Below are 24141 nucleotides of genomic sequence, written 5' to 3' on the forward strand. Positions count from 1 at the left end.
ACTTATACCGCCCACTCGTCGCGTACGGAAGCTGTCGCATCCACCGAACCCCTTGGTCTGCCTGGTGGCGCCTGGCATCAACACCCGCTGCCGGCCTGGCCGGACTGGCCGGGCCGGGCCGGCAGCGCGTACAACCGGAGCGTGCCGCCATGACGCAGCGGCAGCCGGTAGACCCGGGGGTCAGGAGCAGAACGGGACCGTGCCCATGGCCGAAAGCACACCCTTGACGATGTGCTGCTTGAAGAACTCCTGGCTGGGGTAGCCCGATCCGTCCCTCCAGGCGTCGGAATCATGGCCGAGCGTGGTGAGGAAGGCGCGGCCGCCGTCGTAGTACTGGCACCACGACACCGGATGGAAATCGCCGTGGCCCGGGTGCGTCCTGGACTTGGTGGCGACGGTGGATTCGTCGACCGTGAGCAGGAACTTCACGCGGGTCGGAAAAGGCACGAGGTTGTACCACTCGTCCCGGAACGCCCAACGCTTCGGGATACGGTCCGTGCTCGAGTCCGAGTTGACGACCACGACGTCGCCGTTCTGGTGATTGCCATGGTCGTAGTAGTTGGCGCCGCCGAGCAGGCCCTCGTACCACGGCCAGTTGTACTCGGTGCCGAACGCGTTGTGAATGCCGACGAATCCACCACCGGCGCGCACGTACTGACGCAACGCCGTCTTCGCCGCGTCCAGGTGGGCTCCGGTCGTCGTGTCCACCGCGGAGGCCGGCGCCACCGCGGTGCCGTGCTTCCACATCACGTCGCGGCTCGTGCTCGCAAACACCACAGCCTTGTAGCTGCTGCTGATCGAGGCCAGGCGCGAGACGTCCTCGGTCCAGTCGACCTGGACGCCAACCTCGCCCATCCACTTGATCATGGCGTTCTGCAGCACGTTCTGCGGCGTCAGCGCGGGGTTGATGCCGGCCTTGAGCGCCGGGCCCAGGTGCGCGTGGCGCGGCCCAGCCGTGCGCGTGTAGAGGAGGATCCGGTCTTCGCGGTTGGCGACCCACGGGTGGTAGGACTCCGGAACCCGGCCCCGGACCACGTTGTACGACGGGTCGAAGTACTGGTCGATACCCGGACCAGTGTTGGTCGTCAGCGGCGACTTCACGGTCGGCTCGACGTGTCCTTTGCCTTGACCGCCGCCCGGGTCAGCATTGGCCGTTGAAGCGGGTAATGCCTGCGCCGCGGCGGTTGCGGCGACCGCGGCGGTCGCGCCTTTGATGAACTGGCGGCGGGGGACGTTTGCTGCCATGCAGGGCTCACCTCTGTCGGGCGGGGTTTGGTGGACTTCGATCTTCCTGCTACGCGTCAGGGGGTGACGTCTGTCAGGACTGCGCGGCTGGGCTTGACTCGATACGAGGATCGATCGTCATGAGTGGACCCTCAAATGGTCCATCAGACGGTACTGCCGTACCATTCATGACTGACTCAATATAGATCCGTGGCACCACCGGCACAACCACGTGTTTCGTGGAAGTTTCGGCTCGGGTCCCGCGGGTGGCCACGCCCTGGAGGGGGCTCCTGTGCTCCCATCAAGCGGCATCAACAGTCCGCCCAGCAGATCGGCGACATCGACCCGTGGCCGAGCGGCCGGACTGGCTGCCGGCCATTGCCGTCATGCGTCGTCCGCCATGGCCATCCGGACGGGATGGGCGACGGGCCGTGCAAGACTGGGCGCGGCGTCCAGGTCTACACACCCTTCCGGAAAGGACACGATGGATCCGGCAACCAGCCCGCCCGAGTCACCAGACGACCGCCGCCGCGACGCGGACCGGACTCGTCGCGAGATTCTCGACGTCGCGACCCGGGAGTTCGCCGACCGCGGATACGACGGGGCCAGGGTCGACGAGATCGCCGAACGGACCCGGACGACCAAGCGGATGATCTACTACTACTACGGCGGCAAGAAGCAGCTCTACGTCGCGGTCCTGGAGCGCGCGTACGCGCAGATCCGCGCCGCCGAGCACCAGGTGAACCTCGATCACCTGCCGCCGGCCGACGCGATTCGCCGGCTCGCCGAGATCACCTTCGACCACCACGAGGCGAACCCGGACTTCATCCGGCTGGTCAGCATCGAGAACATCCACCGCGGCGAGCACATCGCGCAACTGGACAGCATGGCGTCGCTGAACAGCCCTGCGATCCAGCTCATCGAGCAGATCCTGAAGCGCGGAAGGGCGGAGGGCATCTTCCGCGACGACGTCGACGCCTTCGACGTCCACCTCGCGATCAGCGCGTATTGCTTCTTCCGGATCGCCAACCGGCACACCCTCAGCGCGATCTTCGGCCGGGATCCGGTCGACCCGGCCCGCCGGGAGCACTACCGGCGGCTGCTCGGCGAGATGATCGTGTCCCATCTGCTCACCGGCGGGTGAGGCCTCACCACTCGATCGTCTGGCCGTCCGCCGCCATCTCGGCAGGGGCGTCCGCGCCGGCGCTCGCGGCAGGGTTGGTGTTGTTGAGGTGACCGAACAACACCCGCACGCCGCGGTGGCGCCGAAGGGCCGGGAGCGCCTCGACGATCGGCATGTGCCCCATCTCCCGCGGGGTCCTGGTCAGCCCGGTCTCACGGGCCATCTCGTCCCCCGTGAGAAACGTGCCGTCCAGCAGCGCGGCATCGGAGCCTTTCAGGAAGTCGTCGAAGGCATCGGTCCACTCCGGTAGGCAACTGGCGTAGACGAACACCCGCCCGGTCCGGTCGTCCGTGATACGCAGGGCGCAGACCCAGTCGTCGCCGGTGCCGTGGTCGGCGTAGCGGGGTCGCTTGGCGCCGACGACCGCGGTTCGGACCGTGAGGCCGCCGTCGAGGCTGAGTGGCTCGCCGATCGGGAGCTCATGGAGCCGAAGGTCGGTGTAGCGGCGCAGCACCGGGATCACCGGCAGCGACGTTTGCAGCGCGCCGAGAACGGTGCCCGTGCCGTAGAGGGTGAGCCGGTTCGCCTCACGCAGGCTGAGCAGGCCGGCCGTATGGTCGATCTCGGCCGTGGTCAGCAGAACTCCGCGGATCGGGGTGTCCCGCGGGCCCGGCCCGGGTTCGACGTCCCCGGCGGCGAGCAGTTGGGTGCGGATGTCGGGTGAGGCGTTGACCAGGTACCAGGCGATGCCGTCTCCGGTGACGGCGACACCGTCCTGCGTGCGGTGCGACCCGCTGCGGCGCGCCGCCGTGCAGCCGGTGCAGGCGCAGTTCCATTGCGGAAGGCCGCCGCCGGCCGCGCTGCCCAGGATGCGTACCTTCACCGTTGCCGCCGGGGAACGGCCAGCGGGCGGGGACCCGCGTCACCGCCGCCGGCGGCGAGCACGGCATCGTGGTGCGGGGACCAGCGGCAGGCCGGATCCGTGGCGGCGGGGTCGCCGGTCAGTTGGAACGCCTGGCACCGGCAGCCGCCGTGGTCGATGTCGCGCAGCGCACAGCTCTGGCACGGCTCGGACATCCATTCGGTACCGCGGAATGCGTTGAACAGTGGCGCGTGCTGCCAGATGTCGGCAACAGCCATGGTCCGGACCGACGGAATCTCGATGCCCGGCAGCTGCCCCGCGGCGAGACAGGGCAGGGCGTCACCGTTGGGTGCGACGACGAGCTGGCGGCTGGCCCAGCCGTTCATGCACGGCTTCGGGTATCCGGTGTGGTAGTCGGGCTCGACATAGACGATCTCGACACGGTCACCGTGACGGCCGTGGACCGCCGCGACCGCGACCGCCGCGGCGTCGGCCTGGGCGCGTGTGGGCATGAGCGCGGCGCGGTTACGCAGCCCCCAGCCGTAGAACTGGGTGTGTGCGAGCTCCAGCCGGTCGGCACCGAGCCCGATCGCCAGTTCGGCGACCTCCTCCACCCGGGCAAGGTTGCCTGCGTGCAGGACCACGTTGACCGAGAACGGAATCCCCGACTCGCGGATCAGCGCCGCCGCCGCGAGCTTGCGGGCGTGGAAGCTGCCGCCGGCGACCTGGTCGGCGGCGGCCGGCCGGTCGTCCTGCAACGACAGCTGCAGGTGGTCGAGGCCCTCGGCCAGCAGCGCGGACAGCAGGTCATCGGTGAGCGGGATGCCGCTGGTGACCAGATTCGTGTACATGCCGAGGCGGCTCGCGCGGCCCACGAGCTCCGCCAGGTCCCGGCGCAGCAGCGGCTCGCCGCCGGACAGGTGGACCTGCAGCACACCGGCGGCGCGCGCCTGCTCGAGCACGTCGCACCACTGCCCGGTAGTCAGCTCCTCGCGGTAGGCGGCGAGCTCGAGCGGGTTGGAGCAGTACGGGCACCGTAGGGGGCACCGGTAGGTGAGTTCGGCGAGCAGACCGGTCGGTCGCGGGTGGGCGCTGCTCCACCGGGTTGCCCCGGCGGCGCCGCCCGCCAGGGCGCCGCCGGGACGTTCGCACCGGGTGCGCCCGGAAGCCAGCAGTCTTCTGCTCGTCAGGTCGGCGAGAAGCCGCTCGACGTCACCGGCGTCGACGCCGGTGTACTCGTGCGCCAGAACCTCCACGATCCCGGCGAGATCGCGGCGGCCGTCACACGCCTGAACGACGTCGGCCGCGACCGTGTCGAGCAGCAGCACGCCCTCCGGATAGAGCAGGGCGTGCTGCGACCGCACCGGGTCCCGAACAAGACGGACGCCGCGGTTGAGCCCAGGCCGCTCCACCGGCCGCGGGGTGGTGGTGGTCATGTGGTCATCGCCGCGTAGTCGATGGCGTCGAGCATCGCGCCGAGGACATCACACTTGAAGCGCAGCGCGGCGAGCGCCGCCTGTTGCTGCTCGGCGCCGGTGCAGTGGGTGAGGACGAGTTCGAGGGTGTCGGCGCTCTCGGAGCGGGCCACGGGAATCCTCGTCTCGAAGTAGGTGAGGCCGTCCGGTTTGATCCAGTCGTAGTGCCGCTGCCAGGCGTGCACGCGCTCGGTCATGAGTTCGGGTGAGAACAGTTCGGTCAACGCCGCGGCAACGCCTTCGATCCAGGGCCGGGTCATGCAGAACTGCACGTACCCGTCCACGGCGAACCGCACGCCGCGCAGCACATGCCGTTCATCGACGACCTCCTCCCGGGAAAGCCCCACCGCCTCGGCAAGGACGAGCCACTCGGCCAGCCCGCCCTCGCCCTCATGCGAGCCGTCGTGGAAGGTCACCCGCGGCAGCCACTTCCGCCGAACCTCCGGCAGCGGGCAGCGTGACACGACCGCCGCGTTCTTCTGCGCCAGGCACCGCTGGTAGTACCAGCGGTTCGCCACCCATGACCGGATCTCGTCCGGGCTGCAGCGCCCGTCGTGGAGGCGGAGATGGAAGCGGTGCCGGTCCCAGTAGAGCGGGCCGAGGCCCCGGAGGGCCTCGGCGAACGCTTCCCGGCTCAGCGCGACTGCCGGAGCCACGGATCCCCTGCACCGGAGTAGGCGGAGACCTCCGGCCGGGTCTCCAGGCATTCGACGTGGGGCGCACTCCACTGCCGGCGGGGAGGTTGGGAGGCGGGGAGAGTCTGGTCGGTGGTGGACATGATCGCTCCTTGTCGGTCGGTCAGCAGATGACGATCTTGCTGGCGTTGGACGTGAACGCGTACGACTGATTGGCCAGGCCGCCGCAGAACGCGGCGGTGGGACTGGTACCCGAGTCGGCGGCCCATATTCGTCGCTTCACACCACGCCCCATCCAGTCCGCCAGATGGTTCACTTGATCCGCTCGATGGACGAACCATAGACCGACCTGAGGCGCCTCCACAAGACCGGCGCGAGACTTCTGGGGACCAATCCGACCGGCGGCACGCGTGGACCACAATGCAGAATGGACGGGTGTCCTGGCAGCCGTTCACAATCGGCGTCCAGGGGCGACGACGGCGCCACAGACGGACACCCCACCGCAGCACGCATGCAGGTACCACACAGAAGCAATGGAGACACAGAGATGGCGAAGGCAACGAACGGTGATGAGCACCGCGACGCCGAACCCGCCGAGGGTGAGTCGCAGGGCGTCCGCAGCGTCCAACGCGCGCTGGACATCCTCACACTGCTCACAGACGACCGCCCACTGGTAACGATCCGCGACATCGTCGAGGAAACAGGACTGGCCAAAACCACCGTCATCCGCCTCGTCCAAACCCTCGAACAAAGCGGCCTGCTCTGGGGAACAACCTCCGGCTACATGGCCGGCCCAGGACTCTGGCGCTGGGCCCACCTCGCCCAACGCAGCTGGGAACTGCCCCCAGAAACCCAACGCATGATGCGCGACCTCGCCGCCCGCCGCCGCGAAACCGTCAACGTCTACGTCGCCCGCGACATCTACCGCGTCTGCATCGCCCAACAAGAAAGCCCACAACCCCTGCGACACGTCGTCCACATCGGCGACGAACTCCCACTCTGGGCCGGCGCATCCGCCAAAGTCCTCCTCCACAACGCCACACCCAGCCGCCTCCTGCGCATCGCCCGCAGCAGCCCCTACGGCGAACAACACACCAAACGACTCCAAGAATGGATCGACGAAGCCACCCACCTCGGATACGCCACCAGCCACGGCGAACGCGAAGACGGACTCTCCGCCGTCGCCGTACCCATCCACTCCCGCACCGGCACAGTCGTCGCCGCCCTGTCCCTCAGCGGCCCCACCCTCCGCTTCACCGACGAACGCATCACCGAATTCGCCACCGACCTCAAAGACATCGCACAACGCATCTCCGACCGCGGATTCGACCACCCACTGGGCACATCGCTCTGACTCCTCGGAAGCCGGTGCGCCTCAGCCCAGGGCGTGCGCGAGGTAGGTCACGGCGAGCACGTAGCCGATCGGGCCCGCGCCGGCGATGACAGCGTCGGCGACGCCGGAGATGTAGGAGTGGTGCCGAAACGGCTCCTTGCGATGGATGTTGGTGATGTGGACCTCGACGGTCGGCAGTGCCACGGCGGCGACCGCGTCGCGCAGCGACACCGAAGTGTGCGTCAGGCCGCCCGGATTGATGATGACGCCGGCGCAGGTGGTGCGCGCCGCGTGCAGCGTGTCGATGAGGACACCTTCGTGGTTGCTCTGCACGGCCTGGATCGCGATGCCGTGCTCGGCGGCCGCCTTGCCCGCCATGTCCTCGATCTCTTGCAGCGTCGTGGTGCCGTACCGCTCCGGCTCCCGCACCCCGAGCAGGTTGAGGTTCGGTCCGTTGAGCAGGAGCAGCTGGTGGCGCGGTGGCACGGCGGGGCTGCCTCTCGACATGGCGGCCGACTGGCCACACAGGGTCAGGTCGTGGGCAGCATACCGTGACCGCCGTGGACGAAGGCCGGCCACGGCGGGTCGCACCTGGCGTTGCCGTGCCGGCCGATCGGGGCGGTGCCGGTGTGGCGTCACCGGCACCGCCGTTCACCGGGACGTCAGTACACCTCGATCTTCCCCGTCGGCCGGGGGCTGTAGCAGTCGTTGAAGAAGTACTCACCCCGCCGCGTGAACGTGTATGTGGCGGACTGTCCCGGCTGCAGCCGGAAGTCGAACAGCCCCTCGAAGAACTGCGTCGCGCCGTGCACGTTGACGTTGTCGACCGGGTTGACGAAGGTCACCGTGGTGCCCACCGGCACTCGCATGTGCGTCGGTGCCATCGCGTTCACCGCCGTCGACTCGACCGCACTGACCTGCCCGGTCGTGGCGTTATAGGTCCGCGCGAGCACCACGGTGTTGGCGACCGCACTGCCCTCGACCGGCCCGCCGGAGACCGGGCGGCGCACCACCGGCGGAGGAGGCGTGGGCGCCGGCGGCACGGATCCGTCGATCTTGAACGCCCACAAGAAGTCGCCGCGCGGCGCCGAATCGCCGTACGGGATGCCGGTGCCGCCGGCGTAGACGGCGAGGTACTGCACGCCGTCGACCTCGTACATGATCGGGCTGCTGCTGATCGCCGCACCGCACTGGAACCGCCACAGCTCCTGGCCGTTCTCGGCGTGGAGGCAGAGCAGGTTGCCGTCGGGCTGGCCGATGAACAACAGCTTCGACGCCGTGGTGAGGATTCCGTTGCCGTGCGCCAGGGAGTACGGCAACCGCTTCCTCCAACGCACCTGGTTCGTGCTCGGGTCGACCGCGACCACGCCACCGGTCTGGTACTCCCCCGGCGGCCGCAGGCCGTTACTCGCCTCGGTCAGCGAGTGCGCCGCCGCGACGTAGCCGAAGCCCGTGTAGACGAGTTCGGTGCTGTGGCTGTACGACTGCTGGTTCCAGCACGCGCCGCCGCCGTGCCCCGGAGTCGACAGCACCGGAGTGTCCCAATGCGGGTCGTACAGCGCGCCCTGCACGTAGTTGGGCACGGCCCGGTTCGGGTCGCCCGGTACCGCCGCGCCCAGGGGCTGGTCGACGACGCGCGACTCGACCCACGGACCCTGCCGCGGGAACGGCTGCGTCGGCCACGTCTTCTGCCGCGCATCCTGCGGCACGGGCCGTTCGTCGATGCCAAGGGGGGCCGAGCCATCGGTCCGGTCGAGGATGAAGTACATACCGGACTTGCTGCCGTAGACGACCACCTTGCGGATCTTGCCGTGGATCCGCACGTCGGCCAGCACCGGGGCCATGACGTTGTCCATGTCCCAGATACCGTGATGGATGGACTGGAAGTGCCAGCGGTACTTCCCGGTCTTGATCTCCATCGCGACGATCGAGCTCGAGAACAGGTTCATCCCGCCGCGCTGCGAGCCGTCCTGCGACGAGCGGTTGCCCCGCGCGTTGCCGAACGTCCAGTACACCAGCCCCAGCTCCGGGTCGAGGGCCGGGTGCATCCAGGGCGTGGCGCCGCCGGTCCGCCAGGACTCGCCCTCCCAGGTGTCGTTGCCGAACTCGCCCGGTCCGGGAGCGCCCCAGAAGTGCCAGACGAGCTCGCCGTCGGCGGCGTTGACCGCCATCGCGGCACCGCGGTCGCCGTCGTGCGTGCCGACATGCAGCAGGCCATCGTGGTACGTAACGGCGACCTTCTCCATGTTGCCGTAGCCGTTGACCTGACGCTCCCACACGACCGCGCCGGTCTGCTGGTCGAGCGCGATGAGCCAGTTGCCCTTGCCGTGCGTGAACACCATCCCCTGACCGACGGCCACGCCGCGGCGCGTCACCGTTCCGCGGGTCTGCCGGTACACCCATTTCGTGACGCCGGTCGCGCCGTCGACGGCGTGGACGTTGCCGAGCGCCGACTCGATGTACAGCACGCCGCCGACCGCCACCGCAGTGCTCTGGTTGGTGCCGGTCGTCAGGCCACCCTCGATGCGGTTCACCCAAGCGCCACCCAGCCGGCGAAGGTTGCCGCGCTGGATCTGACTGAGCGATGAGTAGCTCTGGTTGCCGTAGTTGCCGCCGACCTTGGGAAAGTTCTGCTCCCCAGGCGCGGAACACGACGCCGGGACCGGGGCTCGACCGGCGCCGGCCGCCGTCGCGGGCGATGCCTGCGCCGCGGTGCCGGCCACCTGCACCAGTGCCGAGCCCATCGCGGTCGCGGCCGCGCCTTTGAGGACCCGCCTGCGATCGATCTCCGTCATGGCGCCGCCTCGTAGCAGCGATGACAGAGGCCCAGGAATTGCTGATGTTTCACCTTGCTCCCCTCTTGGAGCTGAAGCCGGGACATCGCGGTGGTGCGGCGGGCAACCGTTGCGGGCCTGCGAACTCCGGCAGGGTCGGAAGAGTGCCGGCAGCGAATCCGAAGGTGGTCCACTAGATGGTTCGATCGGTCCATTGCTGGCGGTCATGAATATATGGGGCCGCGAGCCTTTCAGGCAAGAGATCGAGCCAATCGCGAGTAGAGGTCCGCGGTACAGTCACATGGTCCACTGGGCAGACCGAGGATCTGCACGGGCGGAATCCAGTCGAGGCTGCGTCGAACCGCCGCTCTCGCTGACCCCTTCTGCCGTGGCCTGGTCGAGCAGTGGTGGGACGAGGCGTCGGCCGGCCTGCCGGATCCCTCGGCGTCCCGGGCCGATCTCATGCGGCGGTGGAGCAATCGGCGCATCAAGCACCGCCTCGAACAGATCGCCGCGGAAGGCAGTACCAAGATCCCGATCCGGCTTGCGCCGGTGCTACTGCGGGCGCCCGCGCATGGAAAGTGGGCGGCACCGACTCCGCCGTGCGCCTGTCGCCTATGGACAACTGCGGGATCGTGCGGCCGGCTCGGAGGACATCGACACGGACCCGCCCGGCAGTGGCACCGTGAGTGCCAACGGCTGCACCGCCCCGCCGGCGTCCAGCCGCCCGACGCCCGGACATCCGTTCGAGTACTCGACGAATCCCGCTCCAGCGGCCTCGGACCAGACTCCATCCTGGATCGAAACGTCGACTCTTGCGGGCTTGGCAGCCAACTGCTCCACGCGACCGCTCGATGGCTGCAGCGCGACGAGCCGCACGGAATACTGGGCAGACTGTCCGTTCCGCCACGCCTCCAGCTGGGCCTCATCCTGCTCACCGCACACGACGGTCAGACCCAGCCGGTCGCCGGACAGCCGGAAGACCGACAAGATCGCGGCAGGTTGGCAGTACTCGAACGCCAGCGGGCGGAGCTCTTCCCCGGGGGCACCCGACCACAGCTTGGCCGGGTGGTCGGTCGCGTGTGTCGCCGCCACAATGCTGCCGTCAGGCGCCCAGCCGGCGGCGGTCAGTACGCCCTCGCCGCCCAGCGGTCCCGAACACCCGGCGAGGCTGATCGCCACAAGCGCTAGCGCCGCAACAGGCACTCTCCCTCCAGCACGCGCCGAGCGGTTCGTCATGGACGAGATCATCTCGGTAGCCGGTCAAATCACGACAGGAGAGGCATTCGCTCACCTGCGTCCGGATTGCGGCCTGGATCTCCGCACCGCGATCCTGTTCATGGCCCTACGAAACCCACGTTCTGCCGCTATCCACGCGGCAGAACGAGCGACCTCTGCGGCGGACGTGCAACCTGCCCAGGCGACCAGCCGACCCGAACGGCCCGTCACACCAACGCTCGACGGCCTCCAAGGCCCGCAAATCTGACCTCTGCGGAGGAACCCATCAAGCACTATCGGCACTCCGACGCGGGAGGTCCTGATGATGGGTCGCATTCCGTACGCAACGACCCGGATGGAACGCGTTGATCTGTACGGTCGCACCGTGATGATTCGAGTCCGTTCCACGATCTGCGTCTTGCTCGGCGTCGTCTGCCTGGGCGTCGCGCTCTTCGCGCTCTTCCAACTGATCCGGGGCGGATCCTGCGCGTCCGGGGGCAACTACGTCTCTGCCCGGCCGTGCCCACCGGGGACCGGCAAATGGGCGCTCATCCTGCCCCTGGCCATCATCGGCAGCCTCGCGGGCTTCATCCTGGGCCTATGGTTCCGGCAACCGGCGCCTGACCCGGCGCCGCACCCTCACCCCGTTGGCAACGCTGGTCCGGCGGCTCGGCCGTTCGGCACGCTGCTCACCATCAACGACGGGCAATCGTTCACGGCCGGGCCCGGCACCGCGCAGCCAGCCCCGACGACGGACCCGGTCGTCAGGTTGACCATGCTGCAGTCCCTGCGGGAATCCGGCGCGCTATCGCCGGCCGAGTACGAGCAGGCGAAGGCGAAGATCCTGGCCGAGATGTAGGCATCGTCCCGGTGTGCCCCCCACGAGGACCCCGCGGAAGCCGCCGTCCGCGAGGTCCTCGAAGAGACGGGCGTCAGAGCCGTAGCCCGCTGCCTGGGCCAGCACCCAGGGCTGAGCCGCCGACCCCCGACCCTGCAGGCCCTGGTGAACCAACCCGAGACCGCTCGCGCCGGCGTGCACAAGCGCCCACGGGCGCCGGCCGGTGACGGCGACCGCGGTCCCGGGGAGGCAACCCGAAGGGCCTTTCACCTCACCATCGGACGTAGACCGACTTGGACACCGTGTAGAAGTCCAGGGCGACTGATCCCTGTTCCTTGAACGCCGCGTTGGATGAGTCCTTCAGCCCGCCGAAGGGCACGTTCGGCTGATTTCCGGTGGTCGTCTCGTTCACCTTGACCGTGCCGGCGCGGACCTCGTCGGTGAAGGTCTGTGCCGCGGACAGCGAGTTGGTCAGGATGCTGGCGACCAGGCCGTACCGGCTGGCGTTGACGCACGCGATGGCCTCCTCGAGGGAGGGGACCTCCACGACCGCGACCACCGGGCCGAACACCTCCGTCTGCAAGATGTGCGCGTCGGGTGGAAGGCTGGTGAGGACCGTGGGCTCGAAGAAGGGCGGGGCCGCGGCTCCCCGACCATGCCGGACGGCCCCTTCCCGCACGGCGGTGTCGACGATGTCCGCGACCCGAGCGTGAGCGGCCGTGCTCACGAGCGGGCCGACATCCGCCGACGGGTCCGTGCCGTCCCCGATTCGCAGCGAGCGGGCCCGGGCGACCAGCGCCTCCACGAGTGACGACGCGATGCCCGGGGTGCAGTAGACCCGGCTGGTGGCGGTGCAGGCCTGGCCGGTCAGGCCGAACGCGCTACGGGCGATCAAGTCCGCGGCCGAGTCAGGGTCCGCGTCGTCCAGCACCACGGTGGCGTTCGATCCGCCCAGCTCCAGTTGGACGCGGGCCATGCGCTGACCGCACACCGCGGCGATGCGCCGGCCGACCTCCGTGGAACCGGTGAAGCTGATGGCGTGAATGCCCGGGTGGGCGACGACGGCAGCTCCGATCGTGCCGCCGTCGCCGACCAGGACGTTGAGCACACCCGGAGGCAGTCCGGCTGACTCGAGCAGCTCGGCGAGGAGCACACTCGGGCCCGGCGCTTCGAGGGCGGGCTTGAGGATGACGGCGTTGCCGGCGACCAGCGCCGGTCCGATCTTCCAGGCGGGGATCGCAAGGGGGAAGTTCCATGGGGTGATCAGCCCGACGACTCCCAGCGGCTCCCGCCGCGAGGTGATTCTCAGGTTCGGTTCCAGGTTGGCGAATTCCTGGCCCGCGAGGCGCCATCCTTCGGCGCCGAAGAAGGACAGATAGTCGATGGCGCGGTCGACCTCGGCCCCGGCCTCCCGGAGCGTCTTGCCTTCCTCGAGCGTGATGGTGGTCGCGAACTCCGCGCGGCGCTGTGCGAGCAGCACCGCGGCGCGGCTGAGGACTTCGCCGCGACGCGGTGCGGGAGTGCGCCGCCAGGCGTGCTGCGCGTCGGCGGCGGCGTCGACGGCTGCGTCGACGTCCTGGATGCCGCAGAGTGATACGTGTGCGACCAGGTCCCCGGTCGGGCCGTGCAGCATGCGGGTGCTGCCGCCGACCCGGTTGCCGTTGACACGGCCCGCGATCACCGAGATGTTCGACGTGAGATCCCGGACGCTACTCACGGCCGGGGTCGTCCTCTTCGAGAATGTGTCCCAGGACTTCGCGTACGTGCGCGCGCATCGCGGCCTCGGCGCCGTCGGGGTCGTGGTTGGCGATTGCCTCGGCGACCGTGACGTGCAGGTGCGCCGACGCCGCTTTGAAGCCTCGCTGCACGGGCCTGATGTTGCGCAGCGTCTGAGCGAGGTCGAGCGCATTCCGGGCGTACCGCTCGAGGTGGCTGGAGCGCGCAGCGCTGACGATCGCGAGGTGGAACTGGGCGTCGAGAGTCCGGAACTCGTTTGCCTCGCTGTTGTCGGCCGCTTCGAGGCTGCGGTTCGCCAGCTTGAGGATCGAGCCGGACTGCTCGTCTGAGCGCCGCTGCGCCGCCAGCCTCGCGGTCATCCCCTCGAGGCACTCACGTACCTCGAACGCCTCCGCCAGCGCCGACTTCGACGGGGTGGCGATCCGGATGCCCTGGGGGTGGACCGAGACCAGGCCCGCTTCGGTCAGATGGATGAGGGCCTCCCGGACCGGTGTGGCGCTCACCCCGCAGAGCTTCGCGATTTGCGGGATCTTCAGATCCATGCCCGGGGCGAGGGTGCCGTCGACGATCGCCTCGCGGAGCAGCGCGGCCGTGCGGACCGTGAGGTTCTGGTGCCTTGCCAGCGGAACAATCCCCGGCGAGGAATCGTCGGCCTTCACTGTTCGTCCCTTCCCGTGACCCTGAAGCGATATCTGGTACGTCATTGCGCCGCCGACAAGACTGTCCGAGGCAGGGTGGTCAAGAATCTTGTTCCATCTTCCTCGACTGCCAAGATGTCCGTACAGCCGACTGCACCCAAGCCCGGGACCCTGAGCGTCGGCAGCAGATGAAAGACCATGCCGACCTCGATCGGGCGGGGATCGCCGGCGCGAATGTCGAGGACATCGCCTTCGCCGAGCCCCGGCGGGTAGGAGATGCCCATGCTGTAACCGCCGCGATTCGGCCAGTACGCGGCCGGGAACTCCGCCTCCACCAGGGATCGACCGGCCCTGTCGACCTCGCCGATCGTCACCCCCGGCCGCGCGGCGGCGCGCATGGCCTCGCCGGCCGCCGCCGAGAGCGCGACCATGTCCCTGATCTGCGCGGTCGGCTCCCCCCGCGTCACGGTGCGGGTCAGGACGCCGTGATACCGGCCCTTCGACGCGCAGACCTCCATCCGCAGCGGCTCCTGGTCGCTGATCGGTCGCTGGGCATGCGTCGAGTGGGTCACGAGCGAGCTGACGCCCGGAACGATGTAGGCCGGCGAGCCGGTGTACTCGCTGCCGCTGCGTGCGAGGCTGGCGAGCACGGCGGCCGCGACGTCGCTGTCGGTCGCGGCGGCGCGAAGACTCTCGAGCCCGGCGGTGATCGAGCCCTCGGCGAGCCCGGTCGCCCGCTGGATCAGGGCGATCTCCGCGGCCGACTTGCGAGCGCGGTGGCGTTCCACCAGGCCGGACGCGTCGATCAGGTCGTGCAGCTCGCCGCGCAGCTGGTCGTAGTACAGCGGAGGAAGGAACAGGCTGCGCCGGTCCACGCCGTTGCGCTTTCCCGCGAGTCCTGCCTGCCTGATCGCCGACAGCAGGGTGGGGATCGGATCGGTCAGGGCCTGCACCTCGATCGGGACCGTGTCCGAGATCCATGGCAGGTCGGGGACGTTGACGCGCTCGGTGTTGCGCACCACGAACCGGATGTCGCCCTCGGCCGGCACGATGAGGCACTGGAAGATGTGGTAGCCAGGCGTCGTGTAGCCGGTGAGATACGTGATGTTCTCCGGGCCGGTGACCAGCAGGGCGTCCATGTCCCGCTCGGCCATGTCCGCCCGCACCGCAGCCAGCCGCGCGCCGTACTCCTCGTCGGTGAAGTACCGATTCATTGCATTGTTCCTTTCCCAAACGACAGCTGGTTGGTATCGGCGAGTTCCTCGAGAGTGGCCGACAATCTGCCGAGGCCCTCCTCCAGTTCGTGCCGCGGTATCGAGAAGGTGAGCCGGCCGAATACCGGGTCCCCGAACCGGCCGTTGTGCGCGATCGAGACGCAGGCCCGGGAGGCCCATGCCTCGAAGAAGGACAGCTCCTCGCCGGGGGCGATGCCGAGCACTTCCGGGACGAGTTCGATCAACTGGTAGATGGCGCCGGAAGGCCTGACCGTCCGGATACCGCGCCACCCGCCGACCACGGCGTGCGAGAGGTCCCGGAGTTCCTGGTGCCGGCGGACGTCGTGATGGTTCTGCGGTGTGCCGGTGAGCGCGCCCCAGGCCGCCCACTGGCTGATCGAGGAGGCGCAGTTGCACAGCGATGCGTGTACCCGCCGGGCCACGTCGATGACGGCCTTCGGCCCCGCGGCATAGCCGACCCGCCAGCCGGTCATGCCGTAGGCCTTGGAGACACCGTCGATGGTGACCGTCCGGGCAAGGATCTCGGGTCCCAGCGAGCCGATGCTGTGCGCGGCCCGCCCGTCGTACACGAACCGGGAGTAGATCTCGTCGCTCAGCACCATCGCCGAGCTGTGGTTGACCACCACGTCGGCAAGGGCGGCGAGCTCCTCGGCGGTGTACACGGCGCCGCTGGGATTGGCCGGCGAGTTGAGCAGCACCACGCTCGTCTCGTCGTCCAAGGCGTCCCGCAGCTGGGTCCCGGTGACCTTGTAGCCCGTGTCCGACGTCGTCGTGAGGCCGACGAGCCGCCCGCCCAGCTGCTCGACCTGCCCGCGGTAGCCCCCGTAGTGCGGGACCGGCACCACGACGTTGGAGCCGGGCTTGACCAGCGCGCTGAGCACACAGAACACGCTCAGCTTGGCTCCGGCGGCCACCACGATCTGCGAAGGGTCGTAGGCGAGGCCGCGCTCGTGCAGGGACCGGCTGATGGCTTCCCTCAGCGGTGCGATGCCCGACGCGCCGACGTACCTGGTGTCGCCGCGGCCGATCGCGTCGACGGCCGCGGCCGCCGCCGACCGCGGGGATTCGATGTCCGGCACACCGGTTGCCAGGTCGATGGTGTTCATCGGGTCACCCGGCCGACGGAACGTCTGGAGTCGAGACCTCGTCCTGCGTCCCGGAGGTGTCGCGAAGGACCCGAGCGGCCGCGTTGTAGCCCGGGATGCCCGTCACCGTTCCGCCGGGCCAGACCCCCGAACCGCACAGATACAGGCCCTGCACCGGCGTGCGGTAGCGGGCGAGGCCGGGGGTCGGGCGGTTGCCGAACATCCCGAGTGGCGTCATGTCGCCGTGCAGCTGGTGGCCCTCCACAAGCCCGTACTCGCGCTCGAAGTCCACGGGGCTGAAGGTTCTCTGGTCGACGATGATGTCCTTGATGTTCGGGATGAACTCCTCGATGGTGTCGATGCAGTTCGCCGCGAACTTGTCCTTCGTCTCGTCGTCCCACGATCCGGAGGCGAGGCGGTAGGGCGCGTACCAGACGTTGACGCTCATCATGTGCCGTCCCGGTGGGGCGAGGCTGGGGTCGACGACCGAGGGGGTCAGCCCGAGCAGTTTGGGGCGCCTCGACGGGTGGCCGTACTTGTAGTCGTCGTACGCCTCTTCGAGGTATTCGACGGTCGGCGAGTAGCGGTACTGACAGGCCGCCAGCTGCCGCGCCTCCTCGTCGGAGGTGGCCGACCGGTGGACGGGAATGCCGTCGAGCGCCAGGACGAGCTTGAATGCCCCGCCGGCCATTCGCAGGTCGCGCAGCCGGTCCGCGAGGCTGGTCGGGATGAGTGCCGCGTTGTCCAGCAGGTTCAGCAGCGTGGTCTTGGGGTTGATGTTGGACAGGACGGTCTGGGCCGTCACCTCGTCCCCGGAGGAGAGCACGACGCCGGTCGCCCGCTCCCCGGCCGTCAGGATGCGTTCGACCCGGGTCTCGAGGCAGATCTCGACGCCCCGCGCCTCCGCCGCCGCGCGCATGGCCTCGGCGATCGTCCCCATGCCACCCCGGGGCAGGCCGGTCGAGCCGCGGACCATGTGGCGGCGCGGATCGTCGGCCGTCGTGTTCCCGCTCACCAGCGACAGCGGGCGGCGCAGGAGCCCGATCGGCGACCCGGGGGTCGAGGGCGCGACGTTGCCCGCGCTCATGGACAGGCTTGCCAGCAGCGCTTTGAGATGCGGGCTCGACAGGCGCCGGTCCAGGAAGTCCTGGATGCTGCCGAAGAACACCTCGGCGAACGCCGCCTCGTCGTCCGGCGTGCGCATCGATGCGGCCAGCTCCGCGAGGCTCGGCGGATCGTCGAAGACCGACACGCCGAGCTTGCGTGCGAAGTCGTTGAAGAACTCGATGACCCCGAAGTAGGCATCGACGTCCTTGGGGGCCAGCGCGTGCAGGTCGGCCTCGGTCCGCTTCCTGTCCCGCCAGCCCTTGAACGACCGCCCGTCCGCGAGCGGGAACACCATGGTCGGATCGGGCCGGTCGAACGTCACCCCGAAGTGCTCGAGCTGCATGTCCTCGAAGATCCGCGGCTCCAGTGCGCTCGGCGTGTTGGTGATCGTGCCGCGATACCCGGGGAAGAACTCCACCGGCGCGCAGAGTCCGCCGGCCTGGGCGCGCTGCTCGACGATCAGGACCCGGCGACCGGCAGCGGCCAGGTAGAAGCCGGCGACAAGACCGTTGTGGCCCCCGCCGACGATCACGGCGTCATAGTGGGTGCATTTGGGCTTCATCACTACTCCATATTCGATATATCGCACACGGGCGACGCCGACTTGATCACGAAAGACCCATGGCTAGTTCGAGAAGCCCGACCTGGACAGGAACGCCTTGAGGCCGTCGGCCTGCGGATCGCGGAGCAGCCGGCTCGGGGCGCCCGACTCGACGATGCGGCCGTCCTCCATGAACACGATCCGGTTCGCGACTTCCTCGGCGAACCGCAACTCGTGCGTGACCACGATCATGGTCATCCCGTCGGCCGCCAGATCTCGCATGACGTCGAGCACCTCCCCCACCAGTTCGGGGTCGAGCGCTGACGTCGGCTCGTCGAAGAGGATCAGCTTCGGGCGCATGGCCAGCGCCCTCGCGATCGCCACCCGCTGCTGCTGGCCGCCCGAGAGCTGCCGTGGGTACGCGTCGCGCTTGTGCGCCATGCCGACCCGCTCGAGGAGGTCGACCGCGAGCGCGACGGTATCGGCACGCTTGCGCTTGAGCACCCGAAGGGGGCCCTCGATGACATTCTCCAGCACCGTCATGTGCGGGAAGAGGTTGAACTGCTGGAACACGATGCCGATGTGCCGCCGGTTCACCGCCGCCTTGCGCTCGGAGAGCTCGATGAGCGTGCCGTGCGACTCCCGGTAGCCGACGTACTCGTCGTCGACCTTGATGATGCCCGAGTCGACGGATTCCAGGTGGTTGATGCAGCGCAGCAGCGTGGTCTTGCCGGACCCGGACCGTCCGATCAGGCAGACCACCTCCCCCTTGTCGACGTCGAGGTCCACCGACTTGAGCACTTCGTTGGCGCCGTACGACTTGCGCACACCGCGGATCGCGACCAGGGGCGTCATCCTCGCACCACCTTCCGCACCATGCGACCACCTGCGAGCACACGGCCGATGCGCGTCGCCCCGGGGCGAGCGACACCCTTGCCGAAGATCCGTTCGATGTAGATCTGCCCCACCATGAGAATCGAGGTGCAGAGGAGGTACCACGTCGAGGCGGCAAGCAGCAGCGGGATCGGCTGGAAGTTCCGGGAGAAGATCTGCTCCGAGACGTACAGCAGGTCGCCGAGCGACAACACGCTGACCAGTGACGAGTACTTCAGCATCCCGATGATGTTGTTGAAGGTCGGCGGGATGATGACCCGGACGGCCTGCGGCAGCACGATCCGGCGGAACGTCTGCCATGGCGTCATGCCCAGGCCCATGGCCGCCTCGGTCTGCCCCCTGTCGATGGACAGCAGACCCCCGCGGACGATCTCGGACATGTAGGCCGCCTCGTTGAGGCCGAGCCCCAGCACGCCCGCGACCATCGCCGAGATCAGTGCGTTGGTCGGCCAGCTGTGCAGGTCGGGACCGAACGGGATCCCCAGTGTCACCTTCGGGTACAACGCGCTGAGGTTGTAGAAGAAGATGAGCTGCACCAGGGTCGGTGTGCCCCGGAAGATCCACGTGTAGAACCAGGCGAAGCTCGACAGGATCGGGTTCCGCGACATCCTGCACACGGCGATGACGACCCCGAGCACGATGCCCAGCGCCATCGCCATGGCGGTGACTTCCAGGGTCAGCAGGAGTCCGCTGAGGATCGCCTCGCTGAACATGTACTGGGCGAAGACGTCCCAGCGGTACGCATCGTTGGTGATCATCGAGACCACCATGCGGACCACGAGCAGCAGCGCGATCACGACCGAGACCCAGCGCCAGGGGTGGCGCTGCTTGACTATGCGCAACGTGTCCGGCGCCGCCGACCCGAGTTCCCGCCGATCGGTCGTAGCACTACTCATGCCGGTGCCACTCGTCGTCGGCCTGGAGCCACCGGGTCGTACCACCTGCCTTCAGGGCCATCTGGGTGAAGCTCTCCTCCTCGCTGATGGAGCCGTGCCAATGGTGGGCGTGCGCCGGGATCACCATCCAGTCGCCGGGCAGGAGCTCGTGGACCTCCCCTTCGACGGACACCGCACCCCGGCCGCTGACGGCGTAGAGCACCTGGTCGACGCTGTGGATGTGGGGCAGGGTGCGCGCCCCGGGCGCGAAGTAGACCCCGGTGACGTCGGTGCCGGCCTCTTCGCCGTGACGGTAGAGGTCCTTCCGGGAGACCGCCCCGGCAAAGCGTTCCGGCTCGTCGGCCAGCTCGGCCTCGACCGGATCGAAGTGCTTCGGCCGCATCATGTGTGCCTCCGTTCAGTGAGTGTCAAAGACCTCTTGCAGGGATCGGACGTACGCGGCGGTGGCCCGCTGCTCGGCAGCGGTGGGCCGGTTCGGGTCCTCCGCCGCGGGCGCTGCGCCGAACTTGAGCAGGCAGGCGAGCAGCAGCATCCTGGCCTTCGTGGCGCCGAGGTTGCTGCCCGCGACGAACGGCGCGGGCGTTCTGCCGACCGGGTCCTCCGGCCGGCCGCGGCCGCACCAGACGACGGGAAACCCCGAGTACACGGCGGCCGACAGGGATGACTCGACCGCGCGGCTGGCCCATCCGTTGGGGGCGATGCCCTCCAGCACGAAGCCGGCGAGGCCGTGCCGCTCGACGTTGTGCGACACGGCGTCCTTGACGCCGAGGTCCGCACAGCCGCACGCGCCGCCCGCGATGCCATACCTGCCGTACACGACGATGTCGACGACCGGAAGCACCTCGGGGTCGAGGCGGCCGCTGCTGTCCGTCACCCGGACGGGCCGGCTGCCACCGGCGCCGTCCAGCGCGCGGACCTCGCGGGGCAGCGCGGAGATGCGCACGGCCGAGTCGCGGGTGTGCCGCCGCAGCGGCCGATACTCCAGCCGGATCGGCCATCGGGTGGTGCAGGTGGCCACCGGGCCGCCGCCGGCGTAGCCGCCGGGACGGCCGGCCACCTTGTAGGCTCCGCGCGCCGTGCGGACAACGCCGTCGGCGACCAGGACGGCACCCACCGCGTCTCCGCGACCGTCCAGGTTCCAAGCTTCCGAGACGATGTACCGCACGCCGTCGACGAGGTTCTGCCCGCCGTCCGATCCGATCGAGCGATGCAGCCGCTGAGCGACCTGACCGACGATGGGCTTGTCGGTGTCGATGAGCAGGCCGAGCCAGTACAGCGTCTCCTCGATCACCGGGCTGCCCTCAAGCCACTGCACCCCGGCGACCTCGGCGGCACCGACGATCTCCTGGACCTTGTTGGTGATGGTCATGAGCGTGCCGATGTCGGGCTCGGCGCGGCTCTCCCAGGCGCCGTAAGGAAAGAAGTCGACGCCGAGGACCTCCGGCGCTTCGCCGCAGGTGTATCCGGCCGGCGGGCCGGCGCGGAAATGCCGGTACCGGGCCAGCCTGCCGAGCGCGCCGGTGTGGCCCGCCTCATCGGTCCAGAGGGCGTCCAGCTCTTCGTACAGCCGCTCGGCCGACGGGAAGAAGCTTTGTGCGGCGGGACCCGCGCCCTCTGGCAGTGGCAGCGCCACGAGCTGCCCCCGAGCCAGCGTGACCTTGCGCAGGGCACCGCCCGTCGCGCTGTTGAGGTGCTCGTCGATCGGGTGGCCGCTGTGGTCGACGACCTCGATGGAGACGTCCTCGCCCAGGCGCTGCGGAACCAGCGCGGCGGGGTCGGCGCCCATGGGCGGCGTGTTGAGGATTGTCGCGGTGGGACCCGCGACGACCGCGATCACCGGAAGGGAAGCCCCGTCAGGCTGCGTGCCGGGTTGGCTGTCCATCGCGTGGACTCCTAGTTGGTGCCGGCGTTGATGACGGCTTTGTCGGAAGCGATGCCCTGGACGTTCCACTTCTCGAGGATCTTCTTGTAGGTACCGTCGTCCATCAGCTCCTGCAGCGCGGCCTTCATCGCGTCGCGCAGCTCCGGCTTGTTCTTGGCGATCGCGATGCCGGTGTAACCACCGGCCATGCGCGGGTCCCCGAACAGCTTGAGCGCACTACCGGCCTGCTTGACCGCATAGGCGGCCGGTGCCGTCGAGGCGAACACCGCGTCGACACGCTGACTGGTCAGCGCGACGACCGCCTGCGGGTTGCTCGGGTAGACGGCGGACTCGATCGCCGGCTTGCCCGCATCCGCACATTCCTTCTTGGACAGGTCCTCGATGATCAATGCCTCGGCGCTCCCGGCACCGACGCCGACCCGCTTGCCGCACGGGATCGGGTCGCCCTGGTAGTCGCTGCGCGTGATGAAGGACTGGGAGACGCGGTAGGTGTCGAGGATGTCGACCGCCTTCTGGCGCTCCTTCGTGTCCAGGAAGCTGATTCCCGCGTCGAAGCGGCCGGCCTCGATTCCGGTGATCACGCCCGTGAACTTCGTCCGGGTGAAATTGATCTTCAATCCGAGCTTGGCCGCGATCGCGTCGAGCATCTCGGCGTTGTAGCCGATCACGTCCTTCTCATTGGTGTCGAGGAAGTTGTCGGGCGGGAAGTCGGCCGAACCCGCGACCTCGATCACGCCGCGTGCGGCAACGTCGCTGGGCACGAGGGTTCGCAGGCTGTCGTTGGCAGCCACATCGGAGGCCGGTTTCTTGGCGTCACCGCCGCCTCCGCAGGCGCTCACGGTCGCGAGAAGAGCAAGGGCCACTGGGATGAGAACACGAGATCGCTTACGCGTGGAGAGGGTCATGGCGCCTCCAGAAGTACGTGATGCGGTACACGCTATGAGATATATTTCTGGCCCGCAAGAGCGGTCTTGCCGTGCTGAGAACGCGTTTGGGATGTCGGGTCAGAGCCACGCGTTGATCGCGGCGATGGCCGGTCGGGCGGGTGCCGGCTGGTGGGCGGCCACGCCCGGACCAGGTGCGCCGCACCCGGTGCTGTAGGCGACCCGCGTGCATCGAGGGCTACCCCGAACGGGCCGCTGTCGCCGTATCCGGAATCCGCGGCCACCAGCGGTGGCCCGCGGCCCGTGCTGGGCGAGCCCGTCGAGCATCTCGATCGCCGTCGTCCCCTTCGGACGGTGACCCTCGCCCTCCGGATCCCGGACTTGCGGCGCCGTTGCCTTGCCGCCTCGACATCGACAGCAACACCAGCGGGGTGCGGCCAGTGCGCCGGCCCGCGGCGCGTTCGTCAACCGCTTGCGCTGCTTCGCTTTGGCCGCCTTCACCGCCGCCGACCCGGCCTTGGCGGTGTCCCACGACTCCGGACCCGTCGACCAGATCGTTTAGGAATTGGCAGCTGCACCAACCCTCATCCTGTCCCTGGCCGGCGATCAGTTGTGAGAGTCGCGTGAAGGAACGAACGAAACACCTGAACCGCCAGCTCCGCGATGAGATCTGGCGAATGTGGACGACGGTGAAGAACGCTGCCTACTCGCTCTACGCGCGGCGCCTCAACGCGCAGCTGGCCGGCGCGAGCCTGCCCCGGCACGTCGCGATCGTCATGGACGGCAACCGCCGATGGGCACGACAGGCCGGGTTCGCCGACGTCAAGATCGGCCACCGGTACGGGGCGGAGCACCTCGACGAGGTCCTTCAATGGTGCGCCGAAATCGGCATCCAGCACGTGACCGCGTTCGTCGCCTCCGTCGACAACCTGCAGAAACGAGGCTCCGACGAAGTCGACAACCTCCTACGCATGATCGAGCAAGTCGTCGCTGAGCGCCTGACCCGGCCTTCGAGCATCTGGCAGATCCACCCAGCCGGAAGGCTCGACGTCCTTCCCGTCTCCACCAGGCACGCCCTCAAACTGGCCGAGGAGGCCACCCGAGACGGCAACACGCCCTTTCACCTCAACATCGCCATCGGCTACGACGGCCGCGAAGAAATCCTCAACGCCATCCGATCGCTCCTCGAAGAGCAAGGGCGAGCCGGTCACACCATCGACGACATCGCCCAACGGCTGACCACCGACCAGATCGCCACCCACCTCTACACCGGCGGACAACCCGACCCCGACCTGGTCATCCGAACCAGCGGAGAACGCCGCATGTCAGGATTCCTCCTCTGGCAAGCCGCATACTCCGAGCTGTACTTCACCGACGTCTACTGGCCCGGCTTCCGGAAAATCGACTTCCTCCGCGCCCTGCGGTCCTACGCCGCACGCCATCGCCGGTTCGGTGCCTGACCCGGCACCACAAGCGTCGCTGGGCCCGGCGGCGCTCGGCACCGCGGCCAATGACCGCACCGGCTCGAGCACCACGCCCGCCGCGCTCAGCGACGGCTACGCGCTCGGCCTGACTCCCGGCGCCGTCATCGTCGCTGCCCTAGTGCTGCGCCGCCGCACCTGCCCCCACACACCTGAGCACGGCCACCACACCAGTGACCGCCCGGGCAGCACCACAGCCGAGACAATCCGCCATGAGCGAAGCCCAACGGCCGAGGCGTGTGCGCTGCGCCAGCGGCCGCTCACCGACTGAGCGACTAC

General features: G+C 68.8%; 23 protein-coding genes and 1 pseudogene. 7 read left to right on the forward strand and 17 right to left on the reverse strand.

Annotated features, from left to right (window positions below):
- Window positions 1-180 precede the first annotated feature (180 nt).
- Complete coding sequence (locus tag ABT369_RS51975; RefSeq protein ID WP_350625076.1) at window positions 181-1245, reverse strand: ThuA domain-containing protein; 1065 nt, start codon at window positions 1243-1245, stop codon at window positions 181-183.
- A 463-nt stretch (window positions 1246-1708) separates the two neighbouring features.
- Between ABT369_RS51975 and ABT369_RS51980 the strand changes: the two genes are divergently transcribed.
- A complete protein-coding gene (locus ABT369_RS51980) occupies window positions 1709-2368 on the forward strand; it encodes a TetR/AcrR family transcriptional regulator (RefSeq protein WP_350625078.1) in 660 nt (219 codons plus the stop codon).
- A gap of 4 nt (window positions 2369-2372) precedes the next feature.
- Here ABT369_RS51980 and pqqB read toward each other — a convergent pair whose 3' ends face one another.
- The 3 genes from pqqB to pqqC are packed head-to-tail and all read right to left on the reverse strand — an operon-like array spanning window position 2373 to window position 5340.
- On the reverse strand, window positions 2373-3230 hold the full coding sequence (gene pqqB / locus ABT369_RS51985) for a pyrroloquinoline quinone biosynthesis protein PqqB (protein ID WP_350625080.1): 858 nt from the start codon (window positions 3228-3230) through the stop codon (window positions 2373-2375).
- A complete protein-coding gene (pqqE, locus tag ABT369_RS51990; protein ID WP_350625082.1) occupies window positions 3227-4645 on the reverse strand; it encodes a pyrroloquinoline quinone biosynthesis protein PqqE in 1419 nt (472 codons plus the stop codon). Before pqqE ends, pqqB begins: the two co-directional genes overlap by 4 nt.
- Window positions 4642-5340, reverse strand: a complete 699-nt coding sequence (gene pqqC / locus ABT369_RS51995; protein ID WP_350625084.1) for a pyrroloquinoline-quinone synthase PqqC — start codon at window positions 5338-5340, stop codon at window positions 4642-4644. Before pqqC ends, pqqE begins: the two co-directional genes overlap by 4 nt.
- Window positions 5341-5866: 526 nt before the next feature.
- On the opposite strand from pqqC, the gene ABT369_RS52000 reads away from it, so the two are divergent.
- Window positions 5867-6673: an IclR family transcriptional regulator gene (locus ABT369_RS52000; RefSeq protein WP_350625086.1), complete on the forward strand. Its 807-nt coding sequence runs from the start codon at window positions 5867-5869 to the stop codon at window positions 6671-6673.
- A gap of 21 nt (window positions 6674-6694) precedes the next feature.
- On the opposite strand, the gene aroQ is transcribed toward ABT369_RS52000, so the two are convergent.
- The 3 genes from aroQ to ABT369_RS52015 form a co-directional block, all read right to left on the reverse strand.
- Entirely contained in the window at window positions 6695-7138 is a 444-nt protein-coding gene (gene aroQ / locus ABT369_RS52005) for a type II 3-dehydroquinate dehydratase (protein ID WP_350625088.1), read from the reverse strand.
- Between the two features lie 176 nt (window positions 7139-7314).
- Window positions 7315-9447, reverse strand: a complete 2133-nt coding sequence (locus ABT369_RS52010) for an outer membrane protein assembly factor BamB family protein (protein WP_350625090.1) — start codon at window positions 9445-9447, stop codon at window positions 7315-7317.
- A gap of 594 nt (window positions 9448-10041) precedes the next feature.
- The gene (locus tag ABT369_RS52015; protein WP_350625092.1) at window positions 10042-10608 is read right to left on the reverse strand and encodes a hypothetical protein; all 567 of its coding nucleotides are present in this window, start codon (window positions 10606-10608) and stop codon (window positions 10042-10044) included.
- A gap of 55 nt (window positions 10609-10663) precedes the next feature.
- Between ABT369_RS52015 and ABT369_RS52020 the strand changes: the two genes are divergently transcribed.
- The 3 genes and pseudogenes from ABT369_RS52020 to ABT369_RS52030 form a co-directional block, all read left to right on the forward strand.
- A complete protein-coding gene (locus tag ABT369_RS52020; protein WP_350625094.1) occupies window positions 10664-10912 on the forward strand; it encodes a hypothetical protein in 249 nt (82 codons plus the stop codon).
- A 54-nt stretch (window positions 10913-10966) separates the two neighbouring features.
- Entirely contained in the window at window positions 10967-11503 is a 537-nt protein-coding gene (locus ABT369_RS52025) for an SHOCT domain-containing protein (RefSeq protein WP_350625096.1), read from the forward strand.
- 30 nt (window positions 11504-11533) lie between these two features.
- Window positions 11534-11821 (forward strand): annotated as a pseudogene (locus ABT369_RS52030) (hypothetical protein); the annotation flags it as partial.
- Here ABT369_RS52030 and ABT369_RS52035 read toward each other — a convergent pair.
- From ABT369_RS52035 to ABT369_RS52080, 10 genes are all read right to left on the reverse strand, one after another.
- The gene (locus ABT369_RS52035) at window positions 11754-13199 is read right to left on the reverse strand and encodes an aldehyde dehydrogenase family protein (protein ID WP_350625098.1); all 1446 of its coding nucleotides are present in this window, start codon (window positions 13197-13199) and stop codon (window positions 11754-11756) included. The pseudogene ABT369_RS52030 and the gene ABT369_RS52035 sit on opposite strands and share 68 nt — an antisense overlap.
- Window positions 13192-13878, reverse strand: coding sequence for a GntR family transcriptional regulator (locus ABT369_RS52040; protein WP_350625100.1), 687 nt, complete (start codon window positions 13876-13878; stop codon window positions 13192-13194). Before ABT369_RS52040 ends, ABT369_RS52035 begins: the two co-directional genes overlap by 8 nt.
- A 41-nt stretch (window positions 13879-13919) precedes the next feature.
- Window positions 13920-15071: a M24 family metallopeptidase gene (locus ABT369_RS52045; RefSeq protein ID WP_350625101.1), complete on the reverse strand. Its 1152-nt coding sequence runs from the start codon at window positions 15069-15071 to the stop codon at window positions 13920-13922.
- Window positions 15068-16198: an aminotransferase class I/II-fold pyridoxal phosphate-dependent enzyme gene (locus ABT369_RS52050; RefSeq protein WP_350625103.1), complete on the reverse strand. Its 1131-nt coding sequence runs from the start codon at window positions 16196-16198 to the stop codon at window positions 15068-15070. The genes ABT369_RS52045 and ABT369_RS52050 overlap by 4 nt, the downstream gene beginning before the upstream one ends.
- Window positions 16199-16202: 4 nt before the next feature.
- Window positions 16203-17846: a phytoene desaturase family protein gene (locus tag ABT369_RS52055; RefSeq protein WP_350625105.1), complete on the reverse strand. Its 1644-nt coding sequence runs from the start codon at window positions 17844-17846 to the stop codon at window positions 16203-16205.
- Between the two features lie 63 nt (window positions 17847-17909).
- Window positions 17910-18680, reverse strand: coding sequence for an amino acid ABC transporter ATP-binding protein (locus ABT369_RS52060; protein WP_350625107.1), 771 nt, complete (start codon window positions 18678-18680; stop codon window positions 17910-17912).
- Window positions 18677-19615: an amino acid ABC transporter permease gene (locus ABT369_RS52065; RefSeq protein WP_350625109.1), complete on the reverse strand. Its 939-nt coding sequence runs from the start codon at window positions 19613-19615 to the stop codon at window positions 18677-18679. The genes ABT369_RS52060 and ABT369_RS52065 overlap by 4 nt, the downstream gene beginning before the upstream one ends.
- Window positions 19608-20000: a cupin domain-containing protein gene (locus tag ABT369_RS52070; protein ID WP_350625112.1), complete on the reverse strand. Its 393-nt coding sequence runs from the start codon at window positions 19998-20000 to the stop codon at window positions 19608-19610. The genes ABT369_RS52065 and ABT369_RS52070 overlap by 8 nt, the downstream gene beginning before the upstream one ends.
- Before the next feature lie 12 nt (window positions 20001-20012).
- The gene (locus tag ABT369_RS52075; protein ID WP_350625114.1) at window positions 20013-21497 is read right to left on the reverse strand and encodes an asparaginase domain-containing protein; all 1485 of its coding nucleotides are present in this window, start codon (window positions 21495-21497) and stop codon (window positions 20013-20015) included.
- An 11-nt stretch (window positions 21498-21508) separates the two neighbouring features.
- Entirely contained in the window at window positions 21509-22402 is an 894-nt protein-coding gene (locus ABT369_RS52080; RefSeq protein WP_350625116.1) for an ABC transporter substrate-binding protein, read from the reverse strand.
- A gap of 602 nt (window positions 22403-23004) precedes the next feature.
- Here ABT369_RS52080 and uppS point away from each other — a divergent pair.
- Both uppS and ABT369_RS52090 read left to right on the forward strand, forming a co-directional pair.
- Window positions 23005-23841 carry a polyprenyl diphosphate synthase gene (uppS, locus tag ABT369_RS52085; RefSeq protein WP_502891937.1) on the forward strand — a complete coding sequence of 279 codons (837 nt, stop codon included), beginning with the start codon at window positions 23005-23007 and terminating at the stop codon, window positions 23839-23841.
- On the forward strand, window positions 23834-24133 hold the full coding sequence (locus ABT369_RS52090) for a hypothetical protein (protein WP_350625118.1): 300 nt from the start codon (window positions 23834-23836) through the stop codon (window positions 24131-24133). Before uppS ends, ABT369_RS52090 begins: the two co-directional genes overlap by 8 nt.
- Window positions 24134-24141: the final 8 nt, after the last annotated feature.

Origin of the sequence: Dactylosporangium sp. NPDC000244, from assembly GCF_040300725.1 — a bacterium.
Taxonomy (GTDB): Bacteria; Actinomycetota; Actinomycetes; order Mycobacteriales; family Micromonosporaceae; genus Dactylosporangium.

Bases quoted from the DNA above. Each gene is read 5' to 3' on its own strand.
- ABT369_RS51975 (WP_350625076.1), bottom strand. From the start codon at position 1,245: ATGGCAGCAAACGTCCCCCGCCGCCAGTTCATCAAAGGCGCGACCGCC.
- ABT369_RS51980 (WP_350625078.1), top strand. From the start codon at position 1,709: ATGGATCCGGCAACCAGCCCGCCCGAGTCACCAGACGACCGCCGCCGC.
- pqqE (WP_350625082.1), bottom strand. From the start codon at position 4,645: ATGACCACCACCACCCCGCGGCCGGTGGAGCGGCCTGGGCTCAACCGC.
- ABT369_RS52000 (WP_350625086.1), top strand. From the start codon at position 5,867: ATGGCGAAGGCAACGAACGGTGATGAGCACCGCGACGCCGAACCCGCC.
- ABT369_RS52010 (WP_350625090.1), bottom strand. From the start codon at position 9,447: ATGACGGAGATCGATCGCAGGCGGGTCCTCAAAGGCGCGGCCGCGACC.
- ABT369_RS52020 (WP_350625094.1), top strand. From the start codon at position 10,664: ATGGACGAGATCATCTCGGTAGCCGGTCAAATCACGACAGGAGAGGCA.
- ABT369_RS52025 (WP_350625096.1), top strand. From the start codon at position 10,967: ATGATGGGTCGCATTCCGTACGCAACGACCCGGATGGAACGCGTTGAT.
- ABT369_RS52045 (WP_350625101.1), bottom strand. From the start codon at position 15,071: ATGAATCGGTACTTCACCGACGAGGAGTACGGCGCGCGGCTGGCTGCG.
- ABT369_RS52050 (WP_350625103.1), bottom strand. From the start codon at position 16,198: ATGAACACCATCGACCTGGCAACCGGTGTGCCGGACATCGAATCCCCG.
- ABT369_RS52055 (WP_350625105.1), bottom strand. From the start codon at position 17,846: ATGAAGCCCAAATGCACCCACTATGACGCCGTGATCGTCGGCGGGGGC.
- ABT369_RS52060 (WP_350625107.1), bottom strand. From the start codon at position 18,680: ATGACGCCCCTGGTCGCGATCCGCGGTGTGCGCAAGTCGTACGGCGCC.
- ABT369_RS52065 (WP_350625109.1), bottom strand. From the start codon at position 19,615: ATGAGTAGTGCTACGACCGATCGGCGGGAACTCGGGTCGGCGGCGCCG.
- ABT369_RS52070 (WP_350625112.1), bottom strand. From the start codon at position 20,000: ATGATGCGGCCGAAGCACTTCGATCCGGTCGAGGCCGAGCTGGCCGAC.
- ABT369_RS52075 (WP_350625114.1), bottom strand. From the start codon at position 21,497: ATGGACAGCCAACCCGGCACGCAGCCTGACGGGGCTTCCCTTCCGGTG.
- ABT369_RS52080 (WP_350625116.1), bottom strand. From the start codon at position 22,402: ATGACCCTCTCCACGCGTAAGCGATCTCGTGTTCTCATCCCAGTGGCC.